This window comes from Vibrio sp. TH_r3 (genome assembly GCF_033101115.1).
Lineage (GTDB): Bacteria > Pseudomonadota > Gammaproteobacteria > Enterobacterales > Vibrionaceae > Vibrio.
In genome coordinates this window covers 30054-53530 of record NZ_JAWMPW010000022.1, presented here as the reverse complement: position 1 = coordinate 53530, position 23477 = coordinate 30054, and the positions used below count along the sequence as shown (strand labels likewise).

The 23477-nt window shown below is 38.4% G+C and carries 17 protein-coding genes and 1 pseudogene; 10 read left to right on the top strand and 8 right to left on the bottom strand.

Going from position 1 to position 23477, the window contains the following annotated elements:
• The 3 genes from R3X26_RS15430 to R3X26_RS15420 form a co-directional block, all read left to right on the top strand.
• On the top strand, window positions 1–605 hold a 605-nt coding region (locus R3X26_RS15430; RefSeq protein WP_317718219.1), incomplete at its 5' end, for an ABC transporter permease.
• Window positions 592–1386, top strand: coding sequence for an ABC transporter permease (locus tag R3X26_RS15425; RefSeq protein ID WP_317718218.1), 795 nt, complete (start codon window positions 592–594; stop codon window positions 1384–1386). The genes R3X26_RS15430 and R3X26_RS15425, both read left to right, overlap by 14 nt.
• Before the next feature lie 7 nt (window positions 1387–1393).
• On the top strand, window positions 1394–2422 hold the full coding sequence (locus R3X26_RS15420; RefSeq protein WP_317718217.1) for an ABC transporter ATP-binding protein: 1029 nt from the start codon (window positions 1394–1396) through the stop codon (window positions 2420–2422).
• A gap of 304 nt (window positions 2423–2726) precedes the next feature.
• Here R3X26_RS15420 and R3X26_RS15415 read toward each other — a convergent pair whose 3' ends face one another.
• Together R3X26_RS15415 and R3X26_RS15410 are read right to left on the bottom strand one after the other, a co-directional pair.
• The gene (locus tag R3X26_RS15415) at window positions 2727–4079 is read right to left on the bottom strand and encodes a D-serine ammonia-lyase (protein ID WP_317718216.1); all 1353 of its coding nucleotides are present in this window, start codon (window positions 4077–4079) and stop codon (window positions 2727–2729) included.
• 289 nt (window positions 4080–4368) lie between these two features.
• On the bottom strand, window positions 4369–4983 hold the full coding sequence (locus tag R3X26_RS15410) for a LysE family translocator (RefSeq protein WP_317718215.1): 615 nt from the start codon (window positions 4981–4983) through the stop codon (window positions 4369–4371).
• Between the two features lie 315 nt (window positions 4984–5298).
• On the opposite strand from R3X26_RS15410, the gene R3X26_RS15405 reads away from it, so the two are divergent.
• The 6 genes from R3X26_RS15405 (at window position 5299) to R3X26_RS15380 (ending at window position 11717) form a co-directional block, all read left to right on the top strand.
• Window positions 5299–6396 (top strand): NAD(P)-dependent oxidoreductase, encoded by a 1098-nt coding sequence (locus R3X26_RS15405; protein WP_317718214.1) that lies wholly within the window; start codon window positions 5299–5301, stop codon window positions 6394–6396.
• A 342-nt stretch (window positions 6397–6738) separates the two neighbouring features.
• A complete protein-coding gene (locus tag R3X26_RS15400) occupies window positions 6739–7416 on the top strand; it encodes a response regulator transcription factor (protein ID WP_317718213.1) in 678 nt (225 codons plus the stop codon).
• A complete protein-coding gene (locus tag R3X26_RS15395; RefSeq protein ID WP_317718212.1) occupies window positions 7413–8825 on the top strand; it encodes an ATP-binding protein in 1413 nt (470 codons plus the stop codon). The genes R3X26_RS15400 and R3X26_RS15395 overlap by 4 nt, the downstream gene beginning before the upstream one ends.
• Before the next feature lie 107 nt (window positions 8826–8932).
• Window positions 8933–9949 carry a glycosyltransferase family 2 protein gene (locus tag R3X26_RS15390; protein WP_317718211.1) on the top strand — a complete coding sequence of 339 codons (1017 nt, stop codon included), beginning with the start codon at window positions 8933–8935 and terminating at the stop codon, window positions 9947–9949.
• A complete protein-coding gene (locus R3X26_RS15385) occupies window positions 9949–11334 on the top strand; it encodes a glycosyltransferase family 39 protein (RefSeq protein ID WP_317718210.1) in 1386 nt (461 codons plus the stop codon). Before R3X26_RS15390 ends, R3X26_RS15385 begins: the two co-directional genes overlap by 1 nt.
• A complete protein-coding gene (locus R3X26_RS15380; protein ID WP_317718209.1) occupies window positions 11322–11717 on the top strand; it encodes a GtrA family protein in 396 nt (131 codons plus the stop codon). The genes R3X26_RS15385 and R3X26_RS15380 overlap by 13 nt, the downstream gene beginning before the upstream one ends.
• Window positions 11718–11943: 226 nt before the next feature.
• Here the strand turns inward: R3X26_RS15380 and R3X26_RS15375 are convergent, their stop codons facing one another.
• The gene (locus R3X26_RS15375; RefSeq protein ID WP_317718208.1) at window positions 11944–13497 is read right to left on the bottom strand and encodes a methyl-accepting chemotaxis protein; all 1554 of its coding nucleotides are present in this window, start codon (window positions 13495–13497) and stop codon (window positions 11944–11946) included.
• A gap of 24 nt (window positions 13498–13521) precedes the next feature.
• Between R3X26_RS15375 and R3X26_RS15370 the strand changes: the two are divergent.
• Window positions 13522–14694: pseudogene (locus R3X26_RS15370) on the top strand (amidohydrolase); the annotation flags it as partial.
• A 165-nt stretch (window positions 14695–14859) separates the two neighbouring features.
• Here the strand turns inward: R3X26_RS15370 and R3X26_RS15365 are convergent.
• From R3X26_RS15365 to R3X26_RS15345, 5 genes are all read right to left on the bottom strand, one after another.
• Entirely contained in the window at window positions 14860–15906 is a 1047-nt protein-coding gene (locus tag R3X26_RS15365) for an amino acid ABC transporter permease (RefSeq protein ID WP_317718207.1), read from the bottom strand.
• A gap of 11 nt (window positions 15907–15917) precedes the next feature.
• On the bottom strand, window positions 15918–17057 hold the full coding sequence (locus R3X26_RS15360) for an ABC transporter permease subunit (RefSeq protein ID WP_317718206.1): 1140 nt from the start codon (window positions 17055–17057) through the stop codon (window positions 15918–15920).
• Between the two features lie 119 nt (window positions 17058–17176).
• A complete protein-coding gene (locus tag R3X26_RS15355; protein WP_317718205.1) occupies window positions 17177–18196 on the bottom strand; it encodes an amino acid ABC transporter substrate-binding protein in 1020 nt (339 codons plus the stop codon).
• A gap of 403 nt (window positions 18197–18599) precedes the next feature.
• Window positions 18600–20498, bottom strand: coding sequence for a PhoX family phosphatase (locus tag R3X26_RS15350; RefSeq protein WP_317718204.1), 1899 nt, complete (start codon window positions 20496–20498; stop codon window positions 18600–18602).
• 268 nt (window positions 20499–20766) lie between these two features.
• The gene (locus R3X26_RS15345; protein ID WP_317718203.1) at window positions 20767–23346 is read right to left on the bottom strand and encodes a tetratricopeptide repeat protein; all 2580 of its coding nucleotides are present in this window, start codon (window positions 23344–23346) and stop codon (window positions 20767–20769) included.
• Between the last annotated feature and the right edge of the window lie 131 nt (window positions 23347–23477).

Here is a 23477-nt window from a genome sequence, read left to right as displayed (position 1 = left end):
CAACGGCATATTTCATTTCTAGGACACAGGGTAGGTTAAAAAACATTCTGCTTCTTTTAACGCTTTTTCCTCTTTTAACCAATGCGGTTGTAAGAAGTATTTCATGGATGATTATTCTCGGATACGATGGCATTTTAAGTAGGCTGATACATGACTTAGGCTTTATAAGTGAACCTATTAGTTTTATGTACTCAAAGCTCGCCGTTATTATTGGTTCGACTTATATATTTCTTCCGCTCATGATTGTCTCTCTGATAGGTGTGATGGATAACATCTCAGAAGAGATAGAAGATGCTTCAATAAGTCTAGGAGCATCTAGGCTTCAGACCTTTTTTAATGTGATTATTCCAAATTCCGTCGCTGGCATTATTGTCGGTATTGTATTGGTGTTCACTGCAACTCTGACTGCATATACAACCCCTAATATACTCGGCGGAACAAGAACAGTGGTTCTTGCTACTTTGGTTCAACAGTATGGAACAACTCTTGGTCGTTGGGAATTGGTGTCTTCAATTTCTATTTTTCTGTTTGCTTTAACCGTTGTGGTTATAACCTTGGTTAATAAATCAGCGAGTTTGGTTGGAGGCAAAAATGAAGAAAAGTAAACTACTCACAGCGTTTGTCTGCCTTGTATTCTTTTATCTGCTTTTTCCTTTGTTTATCACGGTTGTCGCGTCCTTCAATAGTGAAGATATACTGACATATCCTATCGAAGGCTTTTCATTAAAGTGGTATGAAAATGCCTTCAATAGCAGTTATATATCGGGCTTTGCCATTAGTTTCCAAGTTGGGATTGTAGCAACAATCATTTCATTATGTTTTGGTGTGCCTGTCGCTTATGGATTAGCAAAATTTAAGGACCGATTTACCAAGTCGATAAAAAATGTTTTTTTCTCTCCAGTACTCATACCAGGTATTGTGCTGAGTTATTCCCTCTTTTTAGGTTGGGTTTTTATTGCGAAAGAGTTTGATATCAAGCTACCTAAATTACTGGTTCTGATGTCGGCTCACATTATAGTCTTGTTTCCTTATACCATTAGGGTTATTGGTGGTGCCTTTGACAAGTTTGATTTTACTATCGAAGATGCAGCTGAGAGCTTGGGTGCAACAAAGAAAGATTTTATTCTGCATATATTAGTGCCAAGTATTACTCCGGCCATAATATCGGCATCAGTCCTGTCTTTTATTACATCATTTAACGATATCCCTATATCCATTTTCTTGTATGGAAGAGGCTCGACACCACTCCCTATTATTATGATGCAAGATGTTGAAAAATATGGTGATCCCACTGTTGCAGCAGTGTCAGTGATCCTACTGATCATAACAATTGGAATAACATACCTAATTGAAAAGACTTTGGGTCTAAATAACTACGGAAGGTAGAAAAGTAATGGCAAGATTGGTACTTAATGATTTAAAGGTATCTTACGACGGTAAAGTTAATATATTGGAAGACTATAACCTTGAAATAGAAGATGGAAAATTAGTTTCTATTTTAGGCCCTTCTGGTTGTGGTAAAACGACTACCCTAAAAGCTGTTGCTGGATTTTTAGAGGCGGCTGGTGGAGAGATTCTTATTGATAATGAAGATTACTCCAAAGTACCTGTAAACAAGAGAAATTTCGGTATAGTTTTTCAATCTTACGCTTTGTTTCCAAATATGACAGTATTTGAAAACGTATCTTATGGGCTAAGATTAAGGAAAGTTCCGAAAGATGAAGCGAAGAAAATGGTTCTTGATATCCTTGAGACAGTAGAATTACTGTCATTAAAGGATCGAAAGCCTGAAAAATTGAGTGGTGGACAAAGGCAAAGGGTGGCTCTTGCTAGAGCATTGGTTATTTCTCCTAACTTGTTGCTATTAGATGAACCGCTTTCTAATTTGGATGCTAAGTTGCGAATTGAGATGAGATCTCAAATCAAAAGAATGCAGCAGAAGTTCAAAATAACAACCATCCTGATTACCCATGATCAGGAAGAATGTTTTTCTATCTCAGATAAAGTTGCCATTATGAATAATGGCAAGATAGAGCAGTACGATTCACCAGAAAATATTTACAGTAATCCCAAGTCTATTTTCGTTGCAGATTTTGTCGGCTTTAAGAATCTTTTCGATGTCACTAAAGTTGGTGATGGCGTATATAAACTGAGCAATGGCCAAGAGATAGAGGCCGAAGATGTTCAAAATGCCAAGAAAATTGCTATCAGACCTCAAAATATTGCAATAGGTCAGGGGAGCGGATCTTTCTTCGAAGGGGCCGTAACAGTGCGAACGTATTTAGGTGAAGACTATCAATATGAGGTCGCGACGGATTTGGGAGAGATTGTGGTAAACGCTGACAAGGAGGCCGCTTTCAATACTGGAGATATAATCAAACTGCATTTTCCAAAGGATAGTATTTGTGTATTAGCAAGTTAATAACAGTACTTACGTTTGGATCGAGAGATTGATATGGACATGTGGCAAAACGTATTCTAAAACATAGGTCACGAGTAATTACGGTGTTCAACCTTGGTTACTCGTGACAGATAAACCGCATCGTATTCATATTATTCACCAAGAGATTATTGCACAATGAATTGATGCCAACAGCGAATATAGCAATAATCGATGTGTAAGCTCCGATAAATCCACAGAAGTACGTACTTAGCTAAAATAGTAATAGAACAGTAAAATTAAAATTCAAAACTAGGGTTTACCCAAAGTGCTTTGATATTTTAGTTTAACGGTTAACCGGTAGATGTTTTTTGCCATTATCATAATAACGCTCCCATTCTTGCTTTGGCACCATGCTTCCTCCCGTAGCCCATACGATATGAGTCGAATTTTTCATTACTTTGGCAAGCTTTTCACTTGTTAAATAGTCGGAAGACTGCGTCGTTTTACAATAACCAAAAAAACCAGCGGTGGCAGAAGGTTCTAACTTAATGTTTTCAGTATCCCAAGCGAGAGTAAGATAAGGATGAAGCCTTGCATCATCGACTGTAACCACACCATCAATAAGTGGTCGCATTAACCTACAAACAAGACCAGACGGCCGACTAACTGCAAGGCCATCGGCGAGGGTTTTGCCCTCTAAACCATAATCTTTTGCACTGACATGTTCATCCATTCCAGAGCCGAGTCCAATCAGCACCGCTGGTGCTTGTGTTGGTTCAACAAAGATACAACGAACAGCATCGCCAAAAACCAGTTTTAACCCAAATGACACACCGCCAGGCCCTCCGCCAACGCCACAAGGAAGATAAACAAACAGTGGATGGTCAGAATCAATTTGCACATTTTGTTCAGCGAGTTGCTGTTTCAAACGACGAGCTGCAACGGAATAACCTAAAAACAGATCAATAGAGTCTTCGTCGTCAACGAAGTGGCAGTTTGGGTTGTTCGAGGCTTCATTACGGCCCTCAATAACGGCACAACCGTAGTCATCTGAATGCTCTATTACAGTAACGCCTTTTGAACGTAGCAGATCTTTTTTCCATTGACGTGCATCCGCCGACATATGGACGGAAACATTAAAACCCAAGCACGCGCCCATGATCCCAATACTCATTCCCAAGTTGCCAGTCGACCCCACAACCAGAGAATAGTGACGGAAAAATTGACGATATTTCTCTGAGGCAAATATGGAATAATCGTCGTCATCAGACAATAAGCCGTTCTCTATAGCCAGTGTTTCAGCGTGCTTTAACACTTCATAAATACCGCCACGAGCTTTAATAGAACCGGAGATAGGCAAATCACAATCTAATTTTATCATTAAACGGCCAACCGCTGGGAAACCGAACAACGACTCGATGGCTGCTTGCATATCAGGAGCATCAACGATAGCGGATTCAATCCTACCGTGAGCAGCTTTAGTTTCAGGAAAAACAGTTGCAATATAAGGCGCAAAGCGATCGAGCCTTTGTGCGGCATCTATTTCTTCTGCTGCGGTTAAATCGATTAACTGGCGCGCTTCTTCAAACGATATTTTTTCTGAATTCAGCCAAAAACATTCTTTCCCTGCCACGACGCTCTCTTGATTGGCAAAAACTTTTGCGTTTTTTAAACCTTCAGGTGTGTTAACACTCACTAATCAGCTCCATTTTATTCAACGTATTATGGTTTCTTTCATTTAAGAAAGAGAAGGTTGCTTCACAACCGTAATGCTATCTCAAGCCTAGCTGGTCGGCATAATTTCAATGCTTGTTAAGGTTGATGTAACTTGGTTATCAATTCAAAAGATGATATCGGCGATATCTTCCGGTTGAATAGAAAATAATCAACTGAAGCCACTGTTATGTCAATGGCGCGAAACATTAATCTATATTCTGATTAACAAGTGGTTACCGTACCTTTTTTAGTTATTAAGAACAGGTGAATCAATGTATAAACTGCTGCCAAATATCGCTAATTACAGGTAGGACAGATACAACTAATAACAACGACATTGAGAGATTAAACCAACGTAAATATAGATCATTTTGGAGGTAGTGGCGAAGCAATGAGCCAAACATTAACCAAATACCTACGCATGGAAATGAAATGACAAAAAAGGTAATCGCAATTGTTATATTTTGAAACACATAGTGTTCCCCAACGGTGGTAAATGCGGTAATAGCGCCAATAGCAACCACCCAAGCTTTAGCATTTACCCACTGAAATAAAGCACCTTTCAAGAAACCTAGAGGTTTGATTCGTTGGCTCTCTTGGTCAATATTGCGACTTGTTGCAATAAGTAAAGCTAAATACAGTAAATAGGCGGTACCGGTTATTTTTATGAGTAAGCTGAGTTTAGGAAATACATTAAATAGATGACCAAATCCGAATCCTACTAATAACAACATGATAGTAAAGCCGACACAAATACCTGCTAGTAAAGGTAAACTTTTACGAACACCAAAATTAAGTCCGGATGTCATGACCATTATATTGTTCGGACCCGGAGTTACCGAGCAAGAAATGGCAAATAGTACCACGGACAAGATATATTCCAATTTTAGTTCCTCTAGATAGCCGTTATTTGATGTCTTGTATTCATTTATACGATCAACTGAATGTATTGATAAAGCCAAAAGTCGCGATATTGAGTGTATATCAAGGTAACTGATCTCAATGTAATGATAAGAAAACAGGACTCGATTTTATATCGCTTTCTATAGCTTAGGATAGCGTTAGTAGCGTCCCTAAAAACATCGTATAATCAATTTGTTATTAAAAAATAATTCATACATTAAGATAGACGCAGATCTTTCTTTTATACCAATTAACGCAGATACTTACAAAGGGCGTTAACACTATTAGGACTAAACATGAATTTTAATCAAGATTTGGCATGGAACCAACGTCATATGCTACGCACTGCAAATGTCGTCTCACAGCTGCAAAATTGTGCAAACAAAAAGTTAGCCGTCAGTACGCACTTGGATATCAAAATGGTGTCGTTTTATGAAGGATATTTAAAGCAGGGTGGTCAACTATTTATCACAACCTGCAACCCAACTACCGTTCGAGATGAAGTTGTAGAGTATCTCGTTTCGATAGGAGCAGAGGCTAGCGCTTGGAAAAACATGAGTGAAAAAGACTGGCAAGCTTCTTTGCATATGGCTCTGGAATGGCAACCAACGCACTTATGTGAATTTGGTGCTCAACTCGGTGCTATTTATCACGGTAATTCACAATATAACGGTGTCCTGGCTAGCTTAGAAGGAACGGGGTCAGGAGTATCAGCACTAAACAAACTGCAATTAGAACACCCTGTGTTTAACTGGGATGATCTTGATGCAAAAGAGGGGTTACATAATCGCCATATGGTTGGATTGAGCGCATGGCAAGCCTTTATGGAACGTACTCATTTGTCACTTCACGAGAAAAAAGTCGTAGTAATAGGTTATGGCCTAGTTGGCCAAGGGTGTGCTGCGTCGGCAAAATCTTTTGGTGGACAGGTAATTGTGGCAGAAAATGATCCATCTCGCTCTCTTTTAGCCGCCTATGACGGATGGCATACTGCAACACTGAGTGAAGTGATTGATCAAGCTGATGTTATTGTCACTGCAACCGGAGTATCTGGGGTATTGAATGAAGCGATGTTAAAGCAGTTGAAACCTGGTACGTTTTTAATGAATGTCGGACACGTGAACCACGAGATTAGGCTCGATACTTTAACTCAATACCAAGTTGAAGAAATCATGCCAGAAATTTATGAATATCGTGATGGCGAGCATTATTTCTATGCGTTATCGAATGGTGCAATGTTCAATTTAACCGCTGGCTATGGTGACAGTTTGAATGCTTTTGATGTTTCTTTAGCATTGATGGGCGCTGGTGTTAAACACATGTTCGAACATAGTGATGATTTTACAAGTGGTATCCATATGCTGCCTGAGAAAGCTTGGAAACCGGTTCTATAATAGACTGAAAAGCAGACCAAGTTGGTCTGTTTATGGTACTGCCAGGTTACGTGATGCTTTGGCAGTACCGCTATAATAGTCACTATGACGTTCAGTCATTCTTCCCTTAAAAAATCTAATACGTAGTGTTTTAGCGTTATAGTTTTTAGTGTGTTTAGCAAAATTAAAATCGCTTGCGCGAGCTTACTAGGTGTCATTGCGAAAGGGGGGCTTTGGTAAGAAAGTCTATTCTAGTGAGAACATTTACAAGCATAAAATATACAAATGCACCATACTTCTTCAGTAAAACTTAAGAATTATGGTGCAGTATGCTGTAATCAAAATGTTGGGAACCTATATCAGATGAAGTTACTGTTAGTTGAAGACTCTCTTTCTCTTAGAAATAGTTTAAAAATTGGTTTAGAAAATCTGGGTTTTACGGTGGATGATACGGGAGATGGCTCCGAAGGATTAACAATGGCTTTAATGCAAGAGTATGATCTTATGATCTTAGACTTGATGTTACCCAATGTTGATGGGCTTACTATCTTAAAAACAATTCGGCGCAGTAAGAATGCTCTTAAGGTACTTATTCTTTCAGCAAAAGGCGAATCTGAAGATCGTGTTCAAGGACTGATGACTGGTGCTGACGACTATTTAGCAAAGCCATTTTCTTTTGATGAACTGCATGCTCGCCTGTTAGCGTTATCCAGACGGGGAGGGTTATTAACTAATGATAACGTTATTAAAATTAATGACTTTGTTTTAAATACTCATTTGGTCACGCTGTCTTACAAAGAGAAGCGGATCAACTTAACTCCTAATGAATACAAATTGATTGAATGTATTTTTAAACAAAAACATGTGGTGATGTCTCCCGAAAAATTAAGTGAACATATTGCTGGTCAATATGACACGATATCGAAAAATGCAATAGAAGCGCATTTGTCTTCCGCTAGAAAAAAAGCAAGGGCCGCGGGAGGAACGCTACCTATCATAAATAAACGTGGTTTTGGCTATATGGTCGCTTTAGAATCATGAATTCGATAAGAACCAATCTAGTCCGTAGTCTTTCTGTATCTTTATCTCTAATTCTTGCTTTGGTTATGTTAACCATTGATGTTGTGATTGATAGATGGGTCGATAATGAATTTGAGACAGTATTATTAAATAAAGCCTCTCTTCTGGTTACTTTAGTCGAAGAATACAAACACGGTTTGGAATTTGAGTTCTCAGGAGAGTTTATGCCTGAATTTGAAAGGAGCGAGAATCCTGAATATTTTCAGGTTTGGATTGAAGACCGTGTTTTTGAGCGTTCTCATTCGTTGTCTTATTTTCAACAAAAAGACCTGCCATTTAAAGACGTGAACGGCAACAAAAAAAATATCTTTGACATTGTTTTACCTGATGGTCGCGACGGTCGAATTATCTACTACTCTTTTAAGCCACAAGTTGACGCCTCTTTTCGTAAAGAGTTTTATTCCAATCTAGAGCAAAAAGGTATCGAGCAAAAGACGATGACACTTGCGTATGCGGCTTCTATTCAAAAAACAGAGAATATTCTACTTTTTCTCGATGCATTATTTGTATTCGCGACCATATTTGTTGTATTTATTGTAGTTCACGTGGTCAAACGTAAGGTTGATAAAGGTTTAAATCCTCTAAATAAGCTCAATAGTGAACTGAAAAAAATCAGTATCAGCGATACAAATTTAAAACTATCTCATCACGATTTGTCTACTGAACTACTGCCTGTCATGGATAGTATCAATAGTTTTATTGACAAGAATAAAGCGTTGTACCGAAAAGAAAAGAGATTAACTTCAGATATCGCTCATGAGCTAAAAACACCGATTACTGAATTGATCAGTTTGACCGAAGTAACAATGAAGTTTCCTAAAGATAATTTTGATCGTTTAAATTACCAACATGAAGTATTGTCGATTTCATACCGTCTCAAAAATATTATCTCCAATATTTTACTCCTCAATAAAGTCAACGATACAGGTTTACCCAAAAACGATATTTTTGATTATGGGCAAGTAATGACTGCTGTTTGTGATAGGTATGCAAGTGAGAACATAAAAACTTACATTTGTTGCGAGTTAGATCCTGTTGAAAATAACTTATTTGCTGTTGAAATGGTTCTAACTAATTTAATCAATAATGCATTAGAGTACAGTCCTAAAGACTCTATCGTTAACGTTTCTTTTAATGAGATAGATGGAAGCGCTATCATATCTATTTCTAATCAACTTGTAGACATTTTGTTATCTGAAGATTTAGAAAGAATGTTTGAGCCTATGTGGCAAAAAGATTCTTCGCGAACTTCTACTGAACATTTCGGTCTTGGCCTCACTATTGTTGCGTCACTTTGTAAAGCCATTGATGCCGATATTACCGTGTCAGCTATTGGTCATATTATTACGTTCAAAGTTACGTTTAATTGACGGTTTTAAATAATAAATAGACAGTAATGACTGAACATTAAGTTTACTTTAAGTAAACCTTAAGTCTTTGATGCGATTGTTCTTCTTATCTTTTAGAGGAAGTTATCATGCCATCGAAAAACCGAATGTTTTTTAATCGAAACTCACCGACTCTGTCGGTCGTTGTCCCTCTGTACAACGAAGAAAAAGTAGTACATCAATTTCATTTAAGACTTAACCAAGTCATAAAAACGTTAAATATTAAAACAGAAGTCATTTATGTAAATGATGGAAGTAAAGATAGTACCGCAGAACAAATAGGTAACCTTAAAAATTTAGAATACAGCATAGTACTCATTAACCTGAGTCGTAATTTTGGTAAAGAAGCGGCAATGTGTGCTGGTCTTGAAAGAGTGACTGGCGATGCAACGATAATTATAGATGCTGACCTACAAGACCCTCCTGAGCTAATCCCTACAATGATTTCAGCATGGCAAGAAGGGGCAGATGTTGTTGCTATGCAGCGCAGTAAGAGGCACGGTGAATCGTGGTTTAAAAAAACATCAGCGTTATTGTTTTATAAGATTCTCAATCAATTAGCAGATTGTGATATCCCTGAAAATGTGGGTGATTTTCGTTTATTAGACCGAAAGGTTGTGATTGAACTGATACAGTTGCGTGAGAAAAATATTTACATGAAAGGGCTACTTGCTTGGCCAGGTTTTAACCATGTTTTACTACCTTTTGAAAGAGATGAGCGTTTTTCTGGTGACTCAAAATGGCCACTAAAAAAACTCATTGGTTTAGCCATGGATGGAATCACTTCGTTTAGCACTAAGCCACTACAAATCGCGACTTATCTTGGTAGTGCTATTGCCATTTTTGCTTTCGTTTATGGCATTGGCATCATATTCAAAACATTAGTGTTTGGAGAGATGGTGTCAGGTTTTCCAACTATCATGGTTGCCATACTAGCATTAGGTGGGTTCCAGTTACTTTCAATCGGATTAATAGGCTCTTATATAGGTAGAATATATAACGAGGTTAAAAATCGACCTCGATTTATTGTCGCCTCTCAATTACAAAAGTCGGCTTTAGATAGTGAAAAAGTAGTTTCAATAATCGCCAATAGGAAAGAAAACTAATGATTAACCGGTTATCTTATCAGCTATTTTTTGCGATTATCGTTGTGGTTTTAATTCGAGTTCTTTCGCTTCAGTTGTATCCATTAATGGATACAACTGAAGCGAGATACGGCGAAATGGCTCGAATTATGGTTGAAACCAATAATTGGATAACTCCCCAGTTCGATTACAATGTTCCTTTTTGGGGCAAGCCACCAATGCAAACTTGGGTGAGTGCTATATCTGGAAAAGCATTAGGGATCAGCGAATTTTCTTTGAGGCTTCCGCATCTTTTAAGTGGTGTATTGACGTTAGCTTTCGTTGGCTACTTTGCCAAAGTTAAAAGGGTTTCGATCCTATTAACCATGCTGACGCTCGTTACCACCGTAGGTTTCTATATTGCAAGCGGTGCAATTATGACTGATTCACTGCTGACATTATCCATGACAATATCTATGCTAGGATTTTATCAAGCTTGGGAAAATGAAAATCGTTATTTTGCCTATTTAGGGTTTGTTGGCATTGGTTTAGGGTTACTGATTAAAGGTCCTATAATCATAGTATTGGTTGGTCTCACTGTATTGCCATGGATAATTGTTAACGAAGGGTTGTTCAGTGGTATAGCAAAACTATGGAAACGTATTCCACTTATTTCTGGTTTCGCTGTATCTGCACTTATCGCTGTTCCATGGTATCTATTGGCCGAGCAGACGACGCCTGGATTTTTAGATTATTTTTTGATTGGAGAACATTGGTCACGTTTTACCGTTAGTGGTTGGACTGGCGATTTATACGGAAGCGCTCATGATGAAGTCCGAGGTACCATATGGCTATTTTGGCTCTATACGGCGTTTCCATGGTCTCTATTGATTATCTACATGTTAGTAAGACCGTCTAAGCGACGTGCAGCGTTTAAAAATAAATCGGACAAACGTTGGCATTCCTTTTTGCTTTTTTGGCTTGTGTCACCGATGGCTTTATTCTCTTTTGCAGGCAACATATTACCCATGTATGTATTGCCTGGCGTACCTGCTTTAGCCTTGTTTATTGCCTCTGTACAGAAAAACTATGGCCGTGTTGAATATGTGCTCAGCAGCATTGCACCACTTGCAGTCTGTTTACTTATTATTTTTGGTTCAGCTTCATTAAAAGCCAAAAGTGACAAGTCTTTATTATCGAACATCGATAATTCTATTCCGGTTTATTACTTAAATAAACGTTCGTTTTCTGGGCGCTTCTATACAAAAGGGCAAGCTCAGTTGTGGAACAACGAGACTCATTTTGGCAAGTATCCTTATTTTATGGTTGTGACTAATCATCAATTGAAAGCCTCTGTTATTGAAATGGAAGGATGCGCATTACAGAAAAAAACAAGCAAAAGGTCTCTTTATCTATGTTTAGGTTAATAAGATGCCACCAACAATTTAGTTTTTTACTCGTCGGTGGAAGCGCCTTTTTAGTTGATAGCTTGGTGTTTTGGTTATTGTTTACGCTGGCAGAGGTTGGGATATATATTGCTCGTATTGTCGCGTTTAGCGTTGCAGTGGCGATTACGTGGTATGGTAACCGCACATTTACCTTCAAAGAACGCCAGAAAACTAGGGTAAAACAGCAATTGATACGAGCGTTTATTGGTGCTTTGATTTCGCTCGTACCTAATTTAGCCGTATTTTCTGCCTTAATGCCATTTTTCCAGTTCGGGCTGCTAACCTACATTCCTTTTTGCGCAGGTATTGTCGCGGGCACTGTTAGTAATTTTATTTTGAATGATAAATTTGTGTATAAGTGATGTTATGCATTAATACACTGAACTGTTTAACCTCGACATAATTTAATATTATAGAAGAGGTAACAGGTGGTTTTTAAAGCAGTATTGAATGATATTTGTCTTTCACTATAGAAAATAATGCTGAGGAAATAGAGCGATTAATTTTTATAAATCGCATACTTCATAGACACTACCAGGTTATTGATAGCAAGCTGTACCAATCAACATATTTACTAATCTATATTTACTATGCTTTAAATTTACCAATTGCACTAGCAAGTTCTGCTGATTGCATCGCTACAACCGACGCTGATTGGGTGTTGTCTGTCACTGATTGCACATTAATTGATGTTAAATCTCTTATGTTATTGACGTTTCTGGAGATTTCTCCGGAAACTTGGCTTTGCTCTTCCACAGCAGAGGAAATTTGGGTGCTATTATCTAAGATATGTTGCATCTCATTCATTATTTCTTGAATTTTTTTGTAGGCTGAATCGGAAGATTCCACACTTTTTTCGCCGTTTCCGCTACAGCGTTTCATTGTTGAAACCACAGTTTTGGTTTGTGCTTGAACTGAATCGATAATGGTTGATATTTCTTCTGTTGAGTTTTGAGTACGGCTAGCAAGGGTTCTAACTTCGTCTGCCACGACAGCAAAACCTCGTCCTTGTTCACCAGCACGTGCGGCCTCTATCGCAGCATTGAGTGCTAATAAGTTTGTTTGTTCAGCGATGCCTACGATTACTTCTAATACTGAACTAATTTGTTCAGATAAGGTTGATAGTTGATCGACTTCACTACTTGCAGTATGTAGGTCAGTAGACAATCCTGAAATGACATTTTGTGTATTTTCGATTTCTGATAATCCTAACTGAGCAATCTCGTAACTTTTTTGTGTATTTGTCGCTGCATTTTCTGTTGTTGCGGCAACTTCTCTGATTGTTTCACCCATTTCCGTTACGGCGGTTGCTACGCTATCCGTTTCTAACTGTTGCTGATTTAAAGATTGTTGTGTATCGCGACTACTGTTTTTCAGTTGAGTTGATACTGAACCAAGTTCATGAATGCTCCCCTGGACTTGGATGATTAACTTCTGAAGACTGATGAAAACTGTATTGAGTTGTTTTCCTATATCTGCAATTTCATCATTGGCTTCTACATTGGCTCGAATCGTTAAGTCATGGTTTTGTGATACGTTCAACATAACCTGACTGAGTTGTGAAATACTAGATTGTATATTGCGAATTATAAAATAAGAAAGGCTGGTAAGAACGACACCGACAACGATAAGAGAGAGCAAAATGAAGCGTTCAATCTCGTGTTGTGTTCTTTGAATTTCATTGTCCATTTGAGCTTCAACTTTATGGAAAATGGAGAAAATATCTTCGAATAAACGCTTCATTTCTGCTTGGATAGTATGATCTTGAGAGTTGTCGTTACCGAAAGTACGTACTAAGTTATGGAACGCTTTATCATACTGAGTGATTTCACGGCTGAGTTTAGGTAACTCTTTAACAATTATATCCAGTTCATCTAAACGATTATTTAGATGAGAGAACATGTCTTGGAAGTGCTCATATTCCTGTGAAAATTCATCTAATGTCGACGTGTTGTGCTCATTCAAAAACTCAAGTTCAAGTCGGTTAAGATCGAGTAAAGATATCTCTAAACTTTTAACTTCAATAAGAGTTTTTTCTAGCTTAATTAATTTTAGGTTACTAATTTCTGTAATGGTTACAACAACAATAAGCGCAAGGAAGGAAAAGGTAGTGAGGCCAATAAGTTTGTGTTTAATTTTCATATAGCTTATCCAATGAGACTAAATATGGTTAATGCGCATAACCACTTACCAATGATAGCGTTTCGCGGTTTAGGTGAAGAAGGAATTTCGAATCGCTTGTTCGCGTATTTCTTTCCATTAGAAGCAGAGAAATTAAGCCGAGAACTGATTTATAATGCGACTAAGCTAGGCAGTATTGAATTAGCACAAAGTGGTGTTACGACTTATGCTGATATGTATTACCACATGGATGAAATGGCCAAAGCGACCAAAGAAGTCGGTTTGCGTGCTGTGTTAGGTGAAACGGTCATTAAGTTCCCAGTTGTCGACGCTAAAGAACCTTATGGCGGGATTGATTATGCCAAAGGCTTTATCGAAGAATATCAAAATGATGAATTAATCACGCCAGCTTATGCGCCACATGCAGTATATACAGTGAGTAAGGATAAGCTGCAAGAAATTAATAAGCTATCCGCCCAATACGATGTGCCCGTGTTAATTCATGTGGCGGAATTTCCAAATGAAGAAAAGCGCATAAAAGATGCAACAAAAGCGACGTCGCCAATTGGATTTATGGATGAAATTGGTGTGCTGGATGAGCGAGTTGTCATCGCTCACGGTATTCATCTTTCAGAAAATGACCAAAAGTTACTGAAGCAAGCGGATGCTGGTATTTCATACAACCCAATGGCGAACGCTAAAGGTGCAACAGGCATTGCGCCTGCATGGGATATGTATAGAGCGGATATGAGAATAGGTTTGGGAACCGATGGCCCAATGAGCTCAAACCAAGTCGACATTATGCGTACACTAAGTTACGCGGCGAATATGCAACGCTTGAAATATTCCGATCGCACTATCATGATTCCTGAACAGGTTATTGAGATGGCGACCTTAGGTGGCGCAAAAGCGTTGCACATGGAAGACGAGATCGGGTCTCTGGAAGTGGGTAAAAAAGCAGATATTGTGATTGTAGAAACACAATCGGCCAACATGTTGCCAAGTTATAATCCATATGCAACGCTAGTTTATCAGGCGAACCCAAGCAATATTGATACAACTATCGTTAATGGTCAGGTCGTGATGGAAAACCGTGTAATGCAAACAGTTCAATTAGATGAAATTCGCCAAAGTGTTCAAGAGTTTGAAGCTGATATTAAAGTGTTTGCTAAAGAGTTAGCGAAGAAAGCGATTAAGTCAAAAAGCTTGATGGACTAGCTTAAAATAATCGATACATGTTAATCCGTTAAGGTGATGAAATAAAAAGGCCGACGTTAATGAAGTGATCCCATAACGTCGGCCTTTTTATCGATAGAATAACCCCCTCTACAAATAGTTACTTTAGATAGTTGACAACTAGAGTAAATAAGTCACATCTGTAATTTAATTATTAGCATGAGATTTATTGTTCAGTTTTTTCTCTAATTTCTTAGAATATGACCCCATTGAAAAACAGAAAATAAAAAATACCAATCCAACAAAAATATATCCTTCTATTGCGTAACCGAACCAGTCAGGATCGGAAGTTGTTGTGGTTACCATATTTAGTAGATCAAATAAGCCAATAACCAGAACTAAAGTGGTGTCTTTGAAAAAGCCAATAAACAAGTTCACTATTGGTGGGATCGATATTTTCAGTGCTTGCGGTAAAATGATCAGTCCCATGGTTTGCCAATATCCGAGCCCCATAGCAGAAGCCGCTTCATATTGACCTTTAGGAATAGCTTGTAATCCACCTCGAACAACTTCAGCCATATAAGCACCTGCAAAAAGAGTTACCGCGATGACCGTTCTGAGTAACTTATCTATTTCTACTCCTTCTGGCACAAAAAATGGAAACATAATTGATGCGACAAAAAGCACTGTAATCATTGGAACTGATCGTGAAACTTCAATGAATAGAGTAGATAAGATCGAAATAACGGGATAACTTGAGCGTCGTGCAAGCGCTAAAATGATACCGATTGGTAATGCAAAAGTGATTGAGCTAGCCGCGATAACAATTGTTAGGAATAGCCCTCCCCAAAGTCTTGTATCAACAACTTCTAATGAGAACACTCCACCACGAAAGAAAATAAGTGAAATGATAGGACAAAGTACAACCGCTGATATTACGAATTTGGTTTTGTGTTTTGCTGCAATAAAAGTATAGATAAGGAATAGAGTGACTGGCAGCAAAAGCCCTATTATAACTCGCCACCTCTCAGCATCAGGGTAACGGCCAAAAATAAAGTCGTCAAAACGAGCATAAATAAACGCCCAACAAGCGGCTTCTCTTGAACATTGAGAACCATGATCCGCAATAAACACTGCATCTAATACTGCCCATTGGATAAATGGGGGGATGACGGTAATTAACAGTAATAACCAAAGTAAAGATAAGACAATATTACTTGGTGAGGAAAAAAGGTTTTTCATTATTTTAGACATATTCTTCATTCCTAGCGCTCAATAACTTGTACACGGCGGTTATACATATTCAATATGAACGATACGAGCATACTGACTACAAAGTAAAAAAGCATCGCCATTAAAACCGTTTCCACGGCATTACCTGTTTGATTAAGTGTGGTACCAAGAAAGACATTGACCACTTCAGGAAATGCTATGGCAGCTCCTAAAGAAGAGTTTTTAAATACATTTAAGCTGTTATTAATGTAAGAAGGAATGATGACTTTCAGTCCTTGAGGGACAATGATTTCTCGCATTGTTCTCCAGGATGATAAACCTAACGCTAACGCGGCTTCTGTTTGTCCTTTATCTACAGATTGGAGGCCAGCACGAACATACTCTGCAACAAAAGCTCCATGATAAAGAGATAATCCTATCACTAAAGCGAAAAGCTCTGGGACAATATAAATACCACCGAAAATATTAAATCTCTCGGCTTCGGGAATTTGAATTTGGATAGTTATCCAATCGAAGTACCATAAAATAAAACCAGGAATGAAAGCCATTAAAAGAATAAAAGGGAAAATAATTTTTCTTTTTCCTGTTTTTTTTACATAGCGGCGTTTTTCTTTAATTTTGAAAGCGGTGATCAAAAATACGTAAATAAAAAAGCAAACCGATACGGCTGTTTCCATGCTGAATTCTACTGAAGGTAGATAGAGGCCACGCTGATTCATAAAAAAGAGTTCGAATAAATTCCAACTCTCCGATACTGAAGGGAAAGCATTCAAAATAATAAAATACCAGAATACAACATGAAGCAATAATGGAATATTTCGAACCGTTTCTACATATAATTTCGCCATAAACACGGTGAGTGGGTTATCTGATAACTGAGCAATACCAAAGAAGAATCCAAGTAAAGTGCAAAATAAGATCGAAGCAGCAGAAACAAACAGTGTATTGAGAATTCCGATAATGAATACTTTTAAATAAGTATCACTGGAATCGTAGTCTAGAAAAGAGAAGCCGATATCAAAACCAGCTGGTTGATTAAGAAAACCAAATCCCGTCGCTATGCCAGATTTAGTTAAGTTGTCACTCGTAGTTTTAAATATGAAATAGATAAAACATGCCACAATAGCGAGTATGGTGATCTGAAGAATTATTCCGTATATTCGCTTGTTCATATTTTCAGTTACTTACAATTATTAATGAGAAACCGTTTTGGTCACAACTCATATCCTCGTTGTGACCAAAAACGGTAAAACTTGTGTGTTAAATAATTTTAGGATTTAGCAAATCTAAATTAACGTGCTGGTGGAGCATACTGCATTCCGCCATCAGACCATAAAGAATTTAAACCTCGAGGTAATTTAAGAACTGAGTCTTTACCTACGTTACGATCAAATACTTCACCGTAGTTACCTACGTTTTTAATGATTTGATATGCGTAATCAGGTCGTACACCTAAAAGCTCGCCTAAGTTGCCTTCAACACCAAGAAAACGTTTAACAGAAGGGTTGGTTGTTGTCGCCATCATTTGATCAACATTTTTTGATGTCAGACCAAGTTCTTCAGCTTCAACAGAGGCATAGAATGCCCAAGAAACGATATCTTTCCATTTATTATCGCCATGTCTAACGAGAGGCCCAAGAGGTTCTTTTGAAATAATATCGGGTAGAACGGTGAACCCATCAGGGTTTGGTGCTTGAATGCGCAATGCTGCTAACCAAGAAGCATCGGAGCTAAATACATCGCAACGACCACTGAAAAATGCCGATCTTGCTTCCGATGATTTTTCAAAAACAACCGGATTATATTTCATTGAATTTGCTTTGAAGAAATCAGCAATATTCAATTCGGAAGAGGTACCGCTTTGAGTACATACAGATGCGCCATCTAGTTCTTTAGCTGATTTAACACCTAACTTAGAGTTTACAATGAAACCTTGACCATCAAAGTAATTGATTGCAGCAAAGTCAAACGCTAGCTTTGTATCTCGCGAGAGTGTCCAAGTAGTCACTCTTGATAAAAGATCAATATCGCCAGATTGTAACGCTGTAAATCGTTCTTTACTTTCTAAAGGATTATAGACCACTTTACTTGCATCGCCGAATATTGCCGTAGCAACCATACGACAAGTATCAATATCTAATCCTTGCCAAGAATTATCTTTGTTAAGATATGCAAAACCTGGTGTTCCTCCAGTACTTACACCACACTCCACATGTCCTCTCGCTTTAACATCCTCAATGGTGCTTGCTTGCGCAATATTTATCGCTGCAAGAATACAGCTAAAGCCTATAACTTTTATGACGTTTTTCATGTTTTTCCCTAACGTGTTTATTTTTTATTTGATAATTAAACATTTTTATTCAAAATGCACGCTTTGTCTTTTTTTTAATAAATCAATAAAAACATTGCATTACAATCGATTATTGGTTTTTATTTACCAATATAACTCGTTTTAATATGCATGGCATTAATATAGTGCACATTGTTGAGTTTAGATGCAAATACAAGTGGGGAAATAGACAATCAGGAGGCGTAAAAATATTTTAAACAGGTGATAAAAATAGGCAGTGAGATGGATAACTATCTAGGATCAAGTGTTAGAGAGTGGAAGATTAGTTTGAAAGGCTAAAATAGCCCTCTAACTATTAAAAAATAGCCAGAGGGAACCTTTGGTACTTACTGCGAAGCATTTTTACTGCACGGTATTTTTATGGTTAGGCACCAATTACACCACCATCTTTACGGGTAATAGCAATTACCGAGGAGCGAGGGATGCTATCCCCACCTTGAGGGAAGTGCGAGTCAGCAAGTTTTTCGCCGGGATGCTGAACGCCAACAAACATGGTTTTGTAGTCTTGTGAGAAGGTTAAGCCTGTAATTTCACAAGCGACTGGCCCTGTTAAAAAGCGACGAATTTCGCCTGTTTTAGGGTCACTACAAAGCATTTGGTTATTGCCCATTCCTGCAAAAATATCTTTGTCTTTGTAGTTGCCATCGGTTTGAATCCAAAGGCGACCAAAACGGTCAAAACCGATTCCATCTGGGCTGTTAAACATATTATCTTTGTTGATGTTATCAGTACCAGCCATTAAGCCTGATTTATGTACTTCTGGATTGCCGGCCAATACATAAATATCCCATTCGAATGTATTCACGATGTGATTTCCATTCTCTGGTCTCCAGCGGATGATATGCCCATAAGGATTTTCTTTTCGTGGGTTTGCTGCATTTAAAGGTTGTGACTCTTTTACGCCGCGGTATTTATTGTTGGTCAGTGTACAAAAGACCGAATGATTATCTGGGTGCACAGCAACCCACTCAGGGCGATCCATGGTGGTTGCGCCAACTTGAGTGGCGGCAAGACGTGCAAATACCATCACAGAAGCCGCATCTGGGAAACCATTTTCAGGAGTGAGGCCGTTCTTACCCCATGTCATCTCAAGCCATTCGCCTTGTCCTGCTTGTTCACCTTCTGTGCCATTGAATTTAGCCACATAAAGCGTACCATCTTCAAGCAGGTTGGCATTATCAGGCGAGTCCGCAACATATTTGTTTTTAGATACAAACTTGTACAGATGCTCTCCACGCTCATCATCACCCATATAAACGATAACATGACCAGATTCATCAATCGTTAACGCAGCATTTTCGTGCTTGAATCGACCTAATGCACTCCGTTTTTTGGGTGTAGAATTAGGGTTCATTGGATCAATTTCGACAATCCACCCCATACGGTGTGGTTCATTAGGGTGCTTAGCCATATCAAAACGGTCATCGTGTTTAAACCAATCATAGCCCCAATCTTCTTTTTTTAGACCGTAGCGGGCATAACTATCACCAAGGTCATTGTCAGCAGAAGAACCAAAGTAGCCATTGAAATTTTCTTCGCAAGTGAGATACGTTCCCCATGGCGTTTGTCCGTTGGCACAGTTGTTCATAGTACCAAGGATTTTCATTCCCGATGGATCGTTCTCTGTTTTTAAAAGTGCATGTCCGCGAGCTGGGCCGGTCATCTCCATCTCAGTAAACGCGGTGATTCTGCGGTTCACTCTTCCTTGTGGGTTGACGACCCATTTGCCATTTTTCTTGGTCAGTTCAACAACAGAAACACCGTGAGCTGCCTGTGCTTTTCGTACATCATCGGCAGAAATATTTTTACCCTGATGGGGGTATAAATACTCTAAATTCACGTATTCATTGTTTACCGCAAGAACCGCTCGGTCATTTGAAATAGGGAAAAATGTCATCCCATCGTTGTTATCACCGAATTGTTTCTCTTGAGCCATAGAATCATTTGACTGACTGAATTCAGGGGCACCGTTGATAATTGGGTCACCCCAAGAAATTAGAACATCGGCATCGTAACCGGCAGGTACCACAATGGTGTCAGCGGTCGATGCAGGAATTGCCTCAAAGCCCATAATAGTGGTTTCATCTTGCATAGAATTTGCAATGGCTTGACTAATTGGGCTAGCAGAAAAAAAAGCCACGGTGCTGGCAGCACCGGTGTTTTTAAGAAAATTTCTGCGAGACATTGCGGCTTCTATAAAACGGTTGAATTCGGGTTCCTGTTCTAGAGGACGCTGATCATCATCGTGGTCAAACTGTGTCATTGGCTGCTTCCTTTACGTGTTTATATTAGCCATTACGCGGCTGTTCATTATGCCAACACCATAGAAGTTTATTGTTGCAGTAAGATTGCACTTAAGTAACCGAAATGTGACTTTTTGGTTGAGCGGGGAGGGGGGGAGATTTTTGTTGATATGTTGAAGACATATACAACAAGATTACTTGCACGTAGTGATCGGTTTAACAGCCATTTATCGAGACAACTTAACCAGTTAAACACCATGACAGCGATTAACTGGCTAATTGATTACACTAACGTTTACCAAATATATCGCTAGCGGCGGCCTTCTTGAACCAATAGTCAGATTTTGCTTGGTTTTTAGCCACTCCCGTCCCTTCGAGATAGAATTTTGATGTTAAATATTGTGCTTCTATATCTCCTTGCTGAGCGGCTTTTCTAATGTACTTAAAGGCCTCGGTGTTATTCGTTCCATAAAACGTATAACCATACATTTTTTGACCTTGCGGATGGTTATCTCTTGCTGATTGTTCGAACCAGTAGGCCGCTTTATCAAAATCTTGTTCTATGCCTACCCCATGCATATACAACATAGCTACTTGAATTTTAGCCTCGCTATCACCCTTTCTAGCAGCGGTTATGAGTTGTTGATATGAATGTTTAATATTTAATTTATTAAGCGAGAAATTTTTCCCCGGCAGTAAATACACATTATTCCAGTTGGTTCTGTAGTTGGATTGTACCGCCGACTTTGTAGAGATTACTGCAGGTGCTTGTACTGTTTTCACTGTTTTTATTGATTCTTTATAGTGCTTTAATCCCCAATCACCGGTACTGAAGGAGTAGCTCAATTTGTCTGACACCTCAATGGTATATTCCTGTAGATCAAGAAGAATTCGATTAGAAGCTGAGGCAATATACAAACAGACTATTGGAACGATTAATGTCGTTACAATATAAGCCGTTAATTGCCTTTTGTTTTTAGTAAAAATGCCTAAAACGATTGCAATCCACACACACAGAATAATAAAGACGCTAATTTCACAATAATATTTAAGCGCACGAGGAATAATATCAGTAGCGAGCTCTTCAATATAATAACCATCTTTACTACCATGATAGGTAGGGTCGTAATATCTAGAGAAGTCATCCTCGAGGTTAAGCTTGTCAAATGTACCGGATCGCTTATAAAACTGATAAATCTCAGATGCTTGTTCTTTTACCCATAAAGGTTTGTTCAGTTTACGTTCATCTTGTTGCCATCCTCTGCTTTCTAATAGAAGTTCAGATAGTTTAACTTTCTCATAGATAACGCTATTTCCCAGTTTTGCTTGTGGATCATGAGGAAATAGGTGTAAGTCTGCGTTTAATGCAAATAATGAAGTCGCTAAGGTGAGCAAGCCAATAATAACGATGATCTTTGATGCTTTATAACTATCTCGTTTAAAAAGTCTCATTAATTTTGCAATAAAACTGTTTTGTGGTGATACAGCGGACATAATTGCAAACCAAAGCAGTAATGATACCCAGAAGACTAAAATATAAGGGAACACTGCTTGATAGATAAGCGAAAATGGGATTCGTTTTTTATAATCGATGTCTAGCAGGCCAACCAGAGAGGAGTTAGGCTGCATTAATGAGGTATCAGTAATACCAAATAGGGTGGGAAAGGTGAGTATTAGAAAGAATATAACCCCTAAAAAAATCACGACGTATCGAATAGCGGCTAATATTTTTCTAGCCATGCCCATCGAGTGGTCTATTTTTTCACTTCGTTTTTTAAGTCTGGCGAGAGTTTTTTGGTCAGATTGTACTGCAATGGCAACGTAAATAACCAGACAGTTGGTTACAAATGGTTTTAGAAAACCGTGAAATATTATAATAGTTGATGCGATAGCTACAACGGGAAGAAAAATGCCATCCATTGTATCCAAGCCCGTTTGTTTAAGTAGTTGGGCATTATCAGAACTAAGGATACGAACAAGACCCACTATGGATAGTAGGACTGAAAGGGCAATTGTACCAATGTAGATGGCTTTATATTGGTAGTGGCTGCCCATTGCTTGTACTTTAAGGCTGTTTTTTAATAATGTACCGAATACACAAATACCTAAAAAGACGGGCATAACATATGAACTGGATTCTACCGCCATTCCCACCATTGCCAAACTACTAAACAAACCAGAGATAAAGGCCAAAAATAGCAACAAGACCAGTGCAAATTGGGTTAAAACGAGCATCAATGCACCACAGCCTCCTTTTTGTACACTATCACTTTCTGCTGTAATGCTTAGCATTTTTAACAGGCCATAAAGTACACTAACAAGACTGACAACCACTTGAACGATTGCAGATATAAATGGCACAGAAGAAAACCACTGAACTAATTCATCATTGAATCGTGGTGAGATAAAACGCATTCCAGTGCGAACAAGTAGGGAAGGTTGGTCACTTATTTTTGCTTCTGACTTAGCTGAATTTGGTGCAGTCGATGGTTCAGGGTTTATAGTATTAGAAGTAGATTCTGATTTAGCAGTAGAAAAGTCAACGTTATCTTTTATCGTTTTATTGTTGGTAAATTCCTCATTGAAGTTATCCCTTAGCATCTCAATCGCATCTTGATTACCATGTTGACATGCATTCAATAAATGTTGTTTTGCTTTACCTCGTTCATTTTTAAAAACCAAAAAATGTACTGCAAAATTAATCTCATCTTGAGGGTGAGATTTAAGGTACTCTATGCTCCAATTGTTACTCGCAATGAGATCAATATAATAGAACAATTTACCATCCGCGCCATCAACTCCATCGAGAAACTTCTTGGACCAATTTTGAGCTGATTCAAATGTTTCCTCTTTTGTTATCCCTGCCATTACTTTCCTTACTTTTGGTTTATTAAATATCGAAATTATTTGAACACTGCCTGGTATTTAATCCGTTTTGAGTCGTATTTCGCCGAACGTATATATAAGACATTGATTCCTTTATGGTATTATCTAACATA

What these genes read in the sequence shown, in the direction of transcription:
- R3X26_RS15425 (WP_317718218.1), top strand. Translation starts at nt 592, where the DNA reads ATGAAGAAAAGTAAACTACTCACAGCGTTTGTCTGCCTTGTATTCTTT.
- R3X26_RS15420 (WP_317718217.1), top strand. Translation starts at nt 1,394, where the DNA reads ATGGCAAGATTGGTACTTAATGATTTAAAGGTATCTTACGACGGTAAA.
- R3X26_RS15405 (WP_317718214.1), top strand. Translation starts at nt 5,299, where the DNA reads ATGAATTTTAATCAAGATTTGGCATGGAACCAACGTCATATGCTACGC.
- R3X26_RS15400 (WP_317718213.1), top strand. Translation starts at nt 6,739, where the DNA reads ATGAAGTTACTGTTAGTTGAAGACTCTCTTTCTCTTAGAAATAGTTTA.
- R3X26_RS15395 (WP_317718212.1), top strand. Translation starts at nt 7,413, where the DNA reads ATGAATTCGATAAGAACCAATCTAGTCCGTAGTCTTTCTGTATCTTTA.
- R3X26_RS15390 (WP_317718211.1), top strand. Translation starts at nt 8,933, where the DNA reads ATGCCATCGAAAAACCGAATGTTTTTTAATCGAAACTCACCGACTCTG.
- R3X26_RS15385 (WP_317718210.1), top strand. Translation starts at nt 9,949, where the DNA reads ATGATTAACCGGTTATCTTATCAGCTATTTTTTGCGATTATCGTTGTG.
- R3X26_RS15380 (WP_317718209.1), top strand. Translation starts at nt 11,322, where the DNA reads ATGTTTAGGTTAATAAGATGCCACCAACAATTTAGTTTTTTACTCGTC.
- R3X26_RS15375 (WP_317718208.1), bottom strand. Translation starts at nt 13,497, where the DNA reads ATGAAAATTAAACACAAACTTATTGGCCTCACTACCTTTTCCTTCCTT.
- R3X26_RS15365 (WP_317718207.1), bottom strand. Translation starts at nt 15,906, where the DNA reads ATGTCTAAAATAATGAAAAACCTTTTTTCCTCACCAAGTAATATTGTC.
- R3X26_RS15360 (WP_317718206.1), bottom strand. Translation starts at nt 17,057, where the DNA reads ATGAACAAGCGAATATACGGAATAATTCTTCAGATCACCATACTCGCT.
- R3X26_RS15355 (WP_317718205.1), bottom strand. Translation starts at nt 18,196, where the DNA reads ATGAAAAACGTCATAAAAGTTATAGGCTTTAGCTGTATTCTTGCAGCG.
- R3X26_RS15350 (WP_317718204.1), bottom strand. Translation starts at nt 20,498, where the DNA reads ATGACACAGTTTGACCACGATGATGATCAGCGTCCTCTAGAACAGGAA.
- R3X26_RS15345 (WP_317718203.1), bottom strand. Translation starts at nt 23,346, where the DNA reads ATGGCAGGGATAACAAAAGAGGAAACATTTGAATCAGCTCAAAATTGG.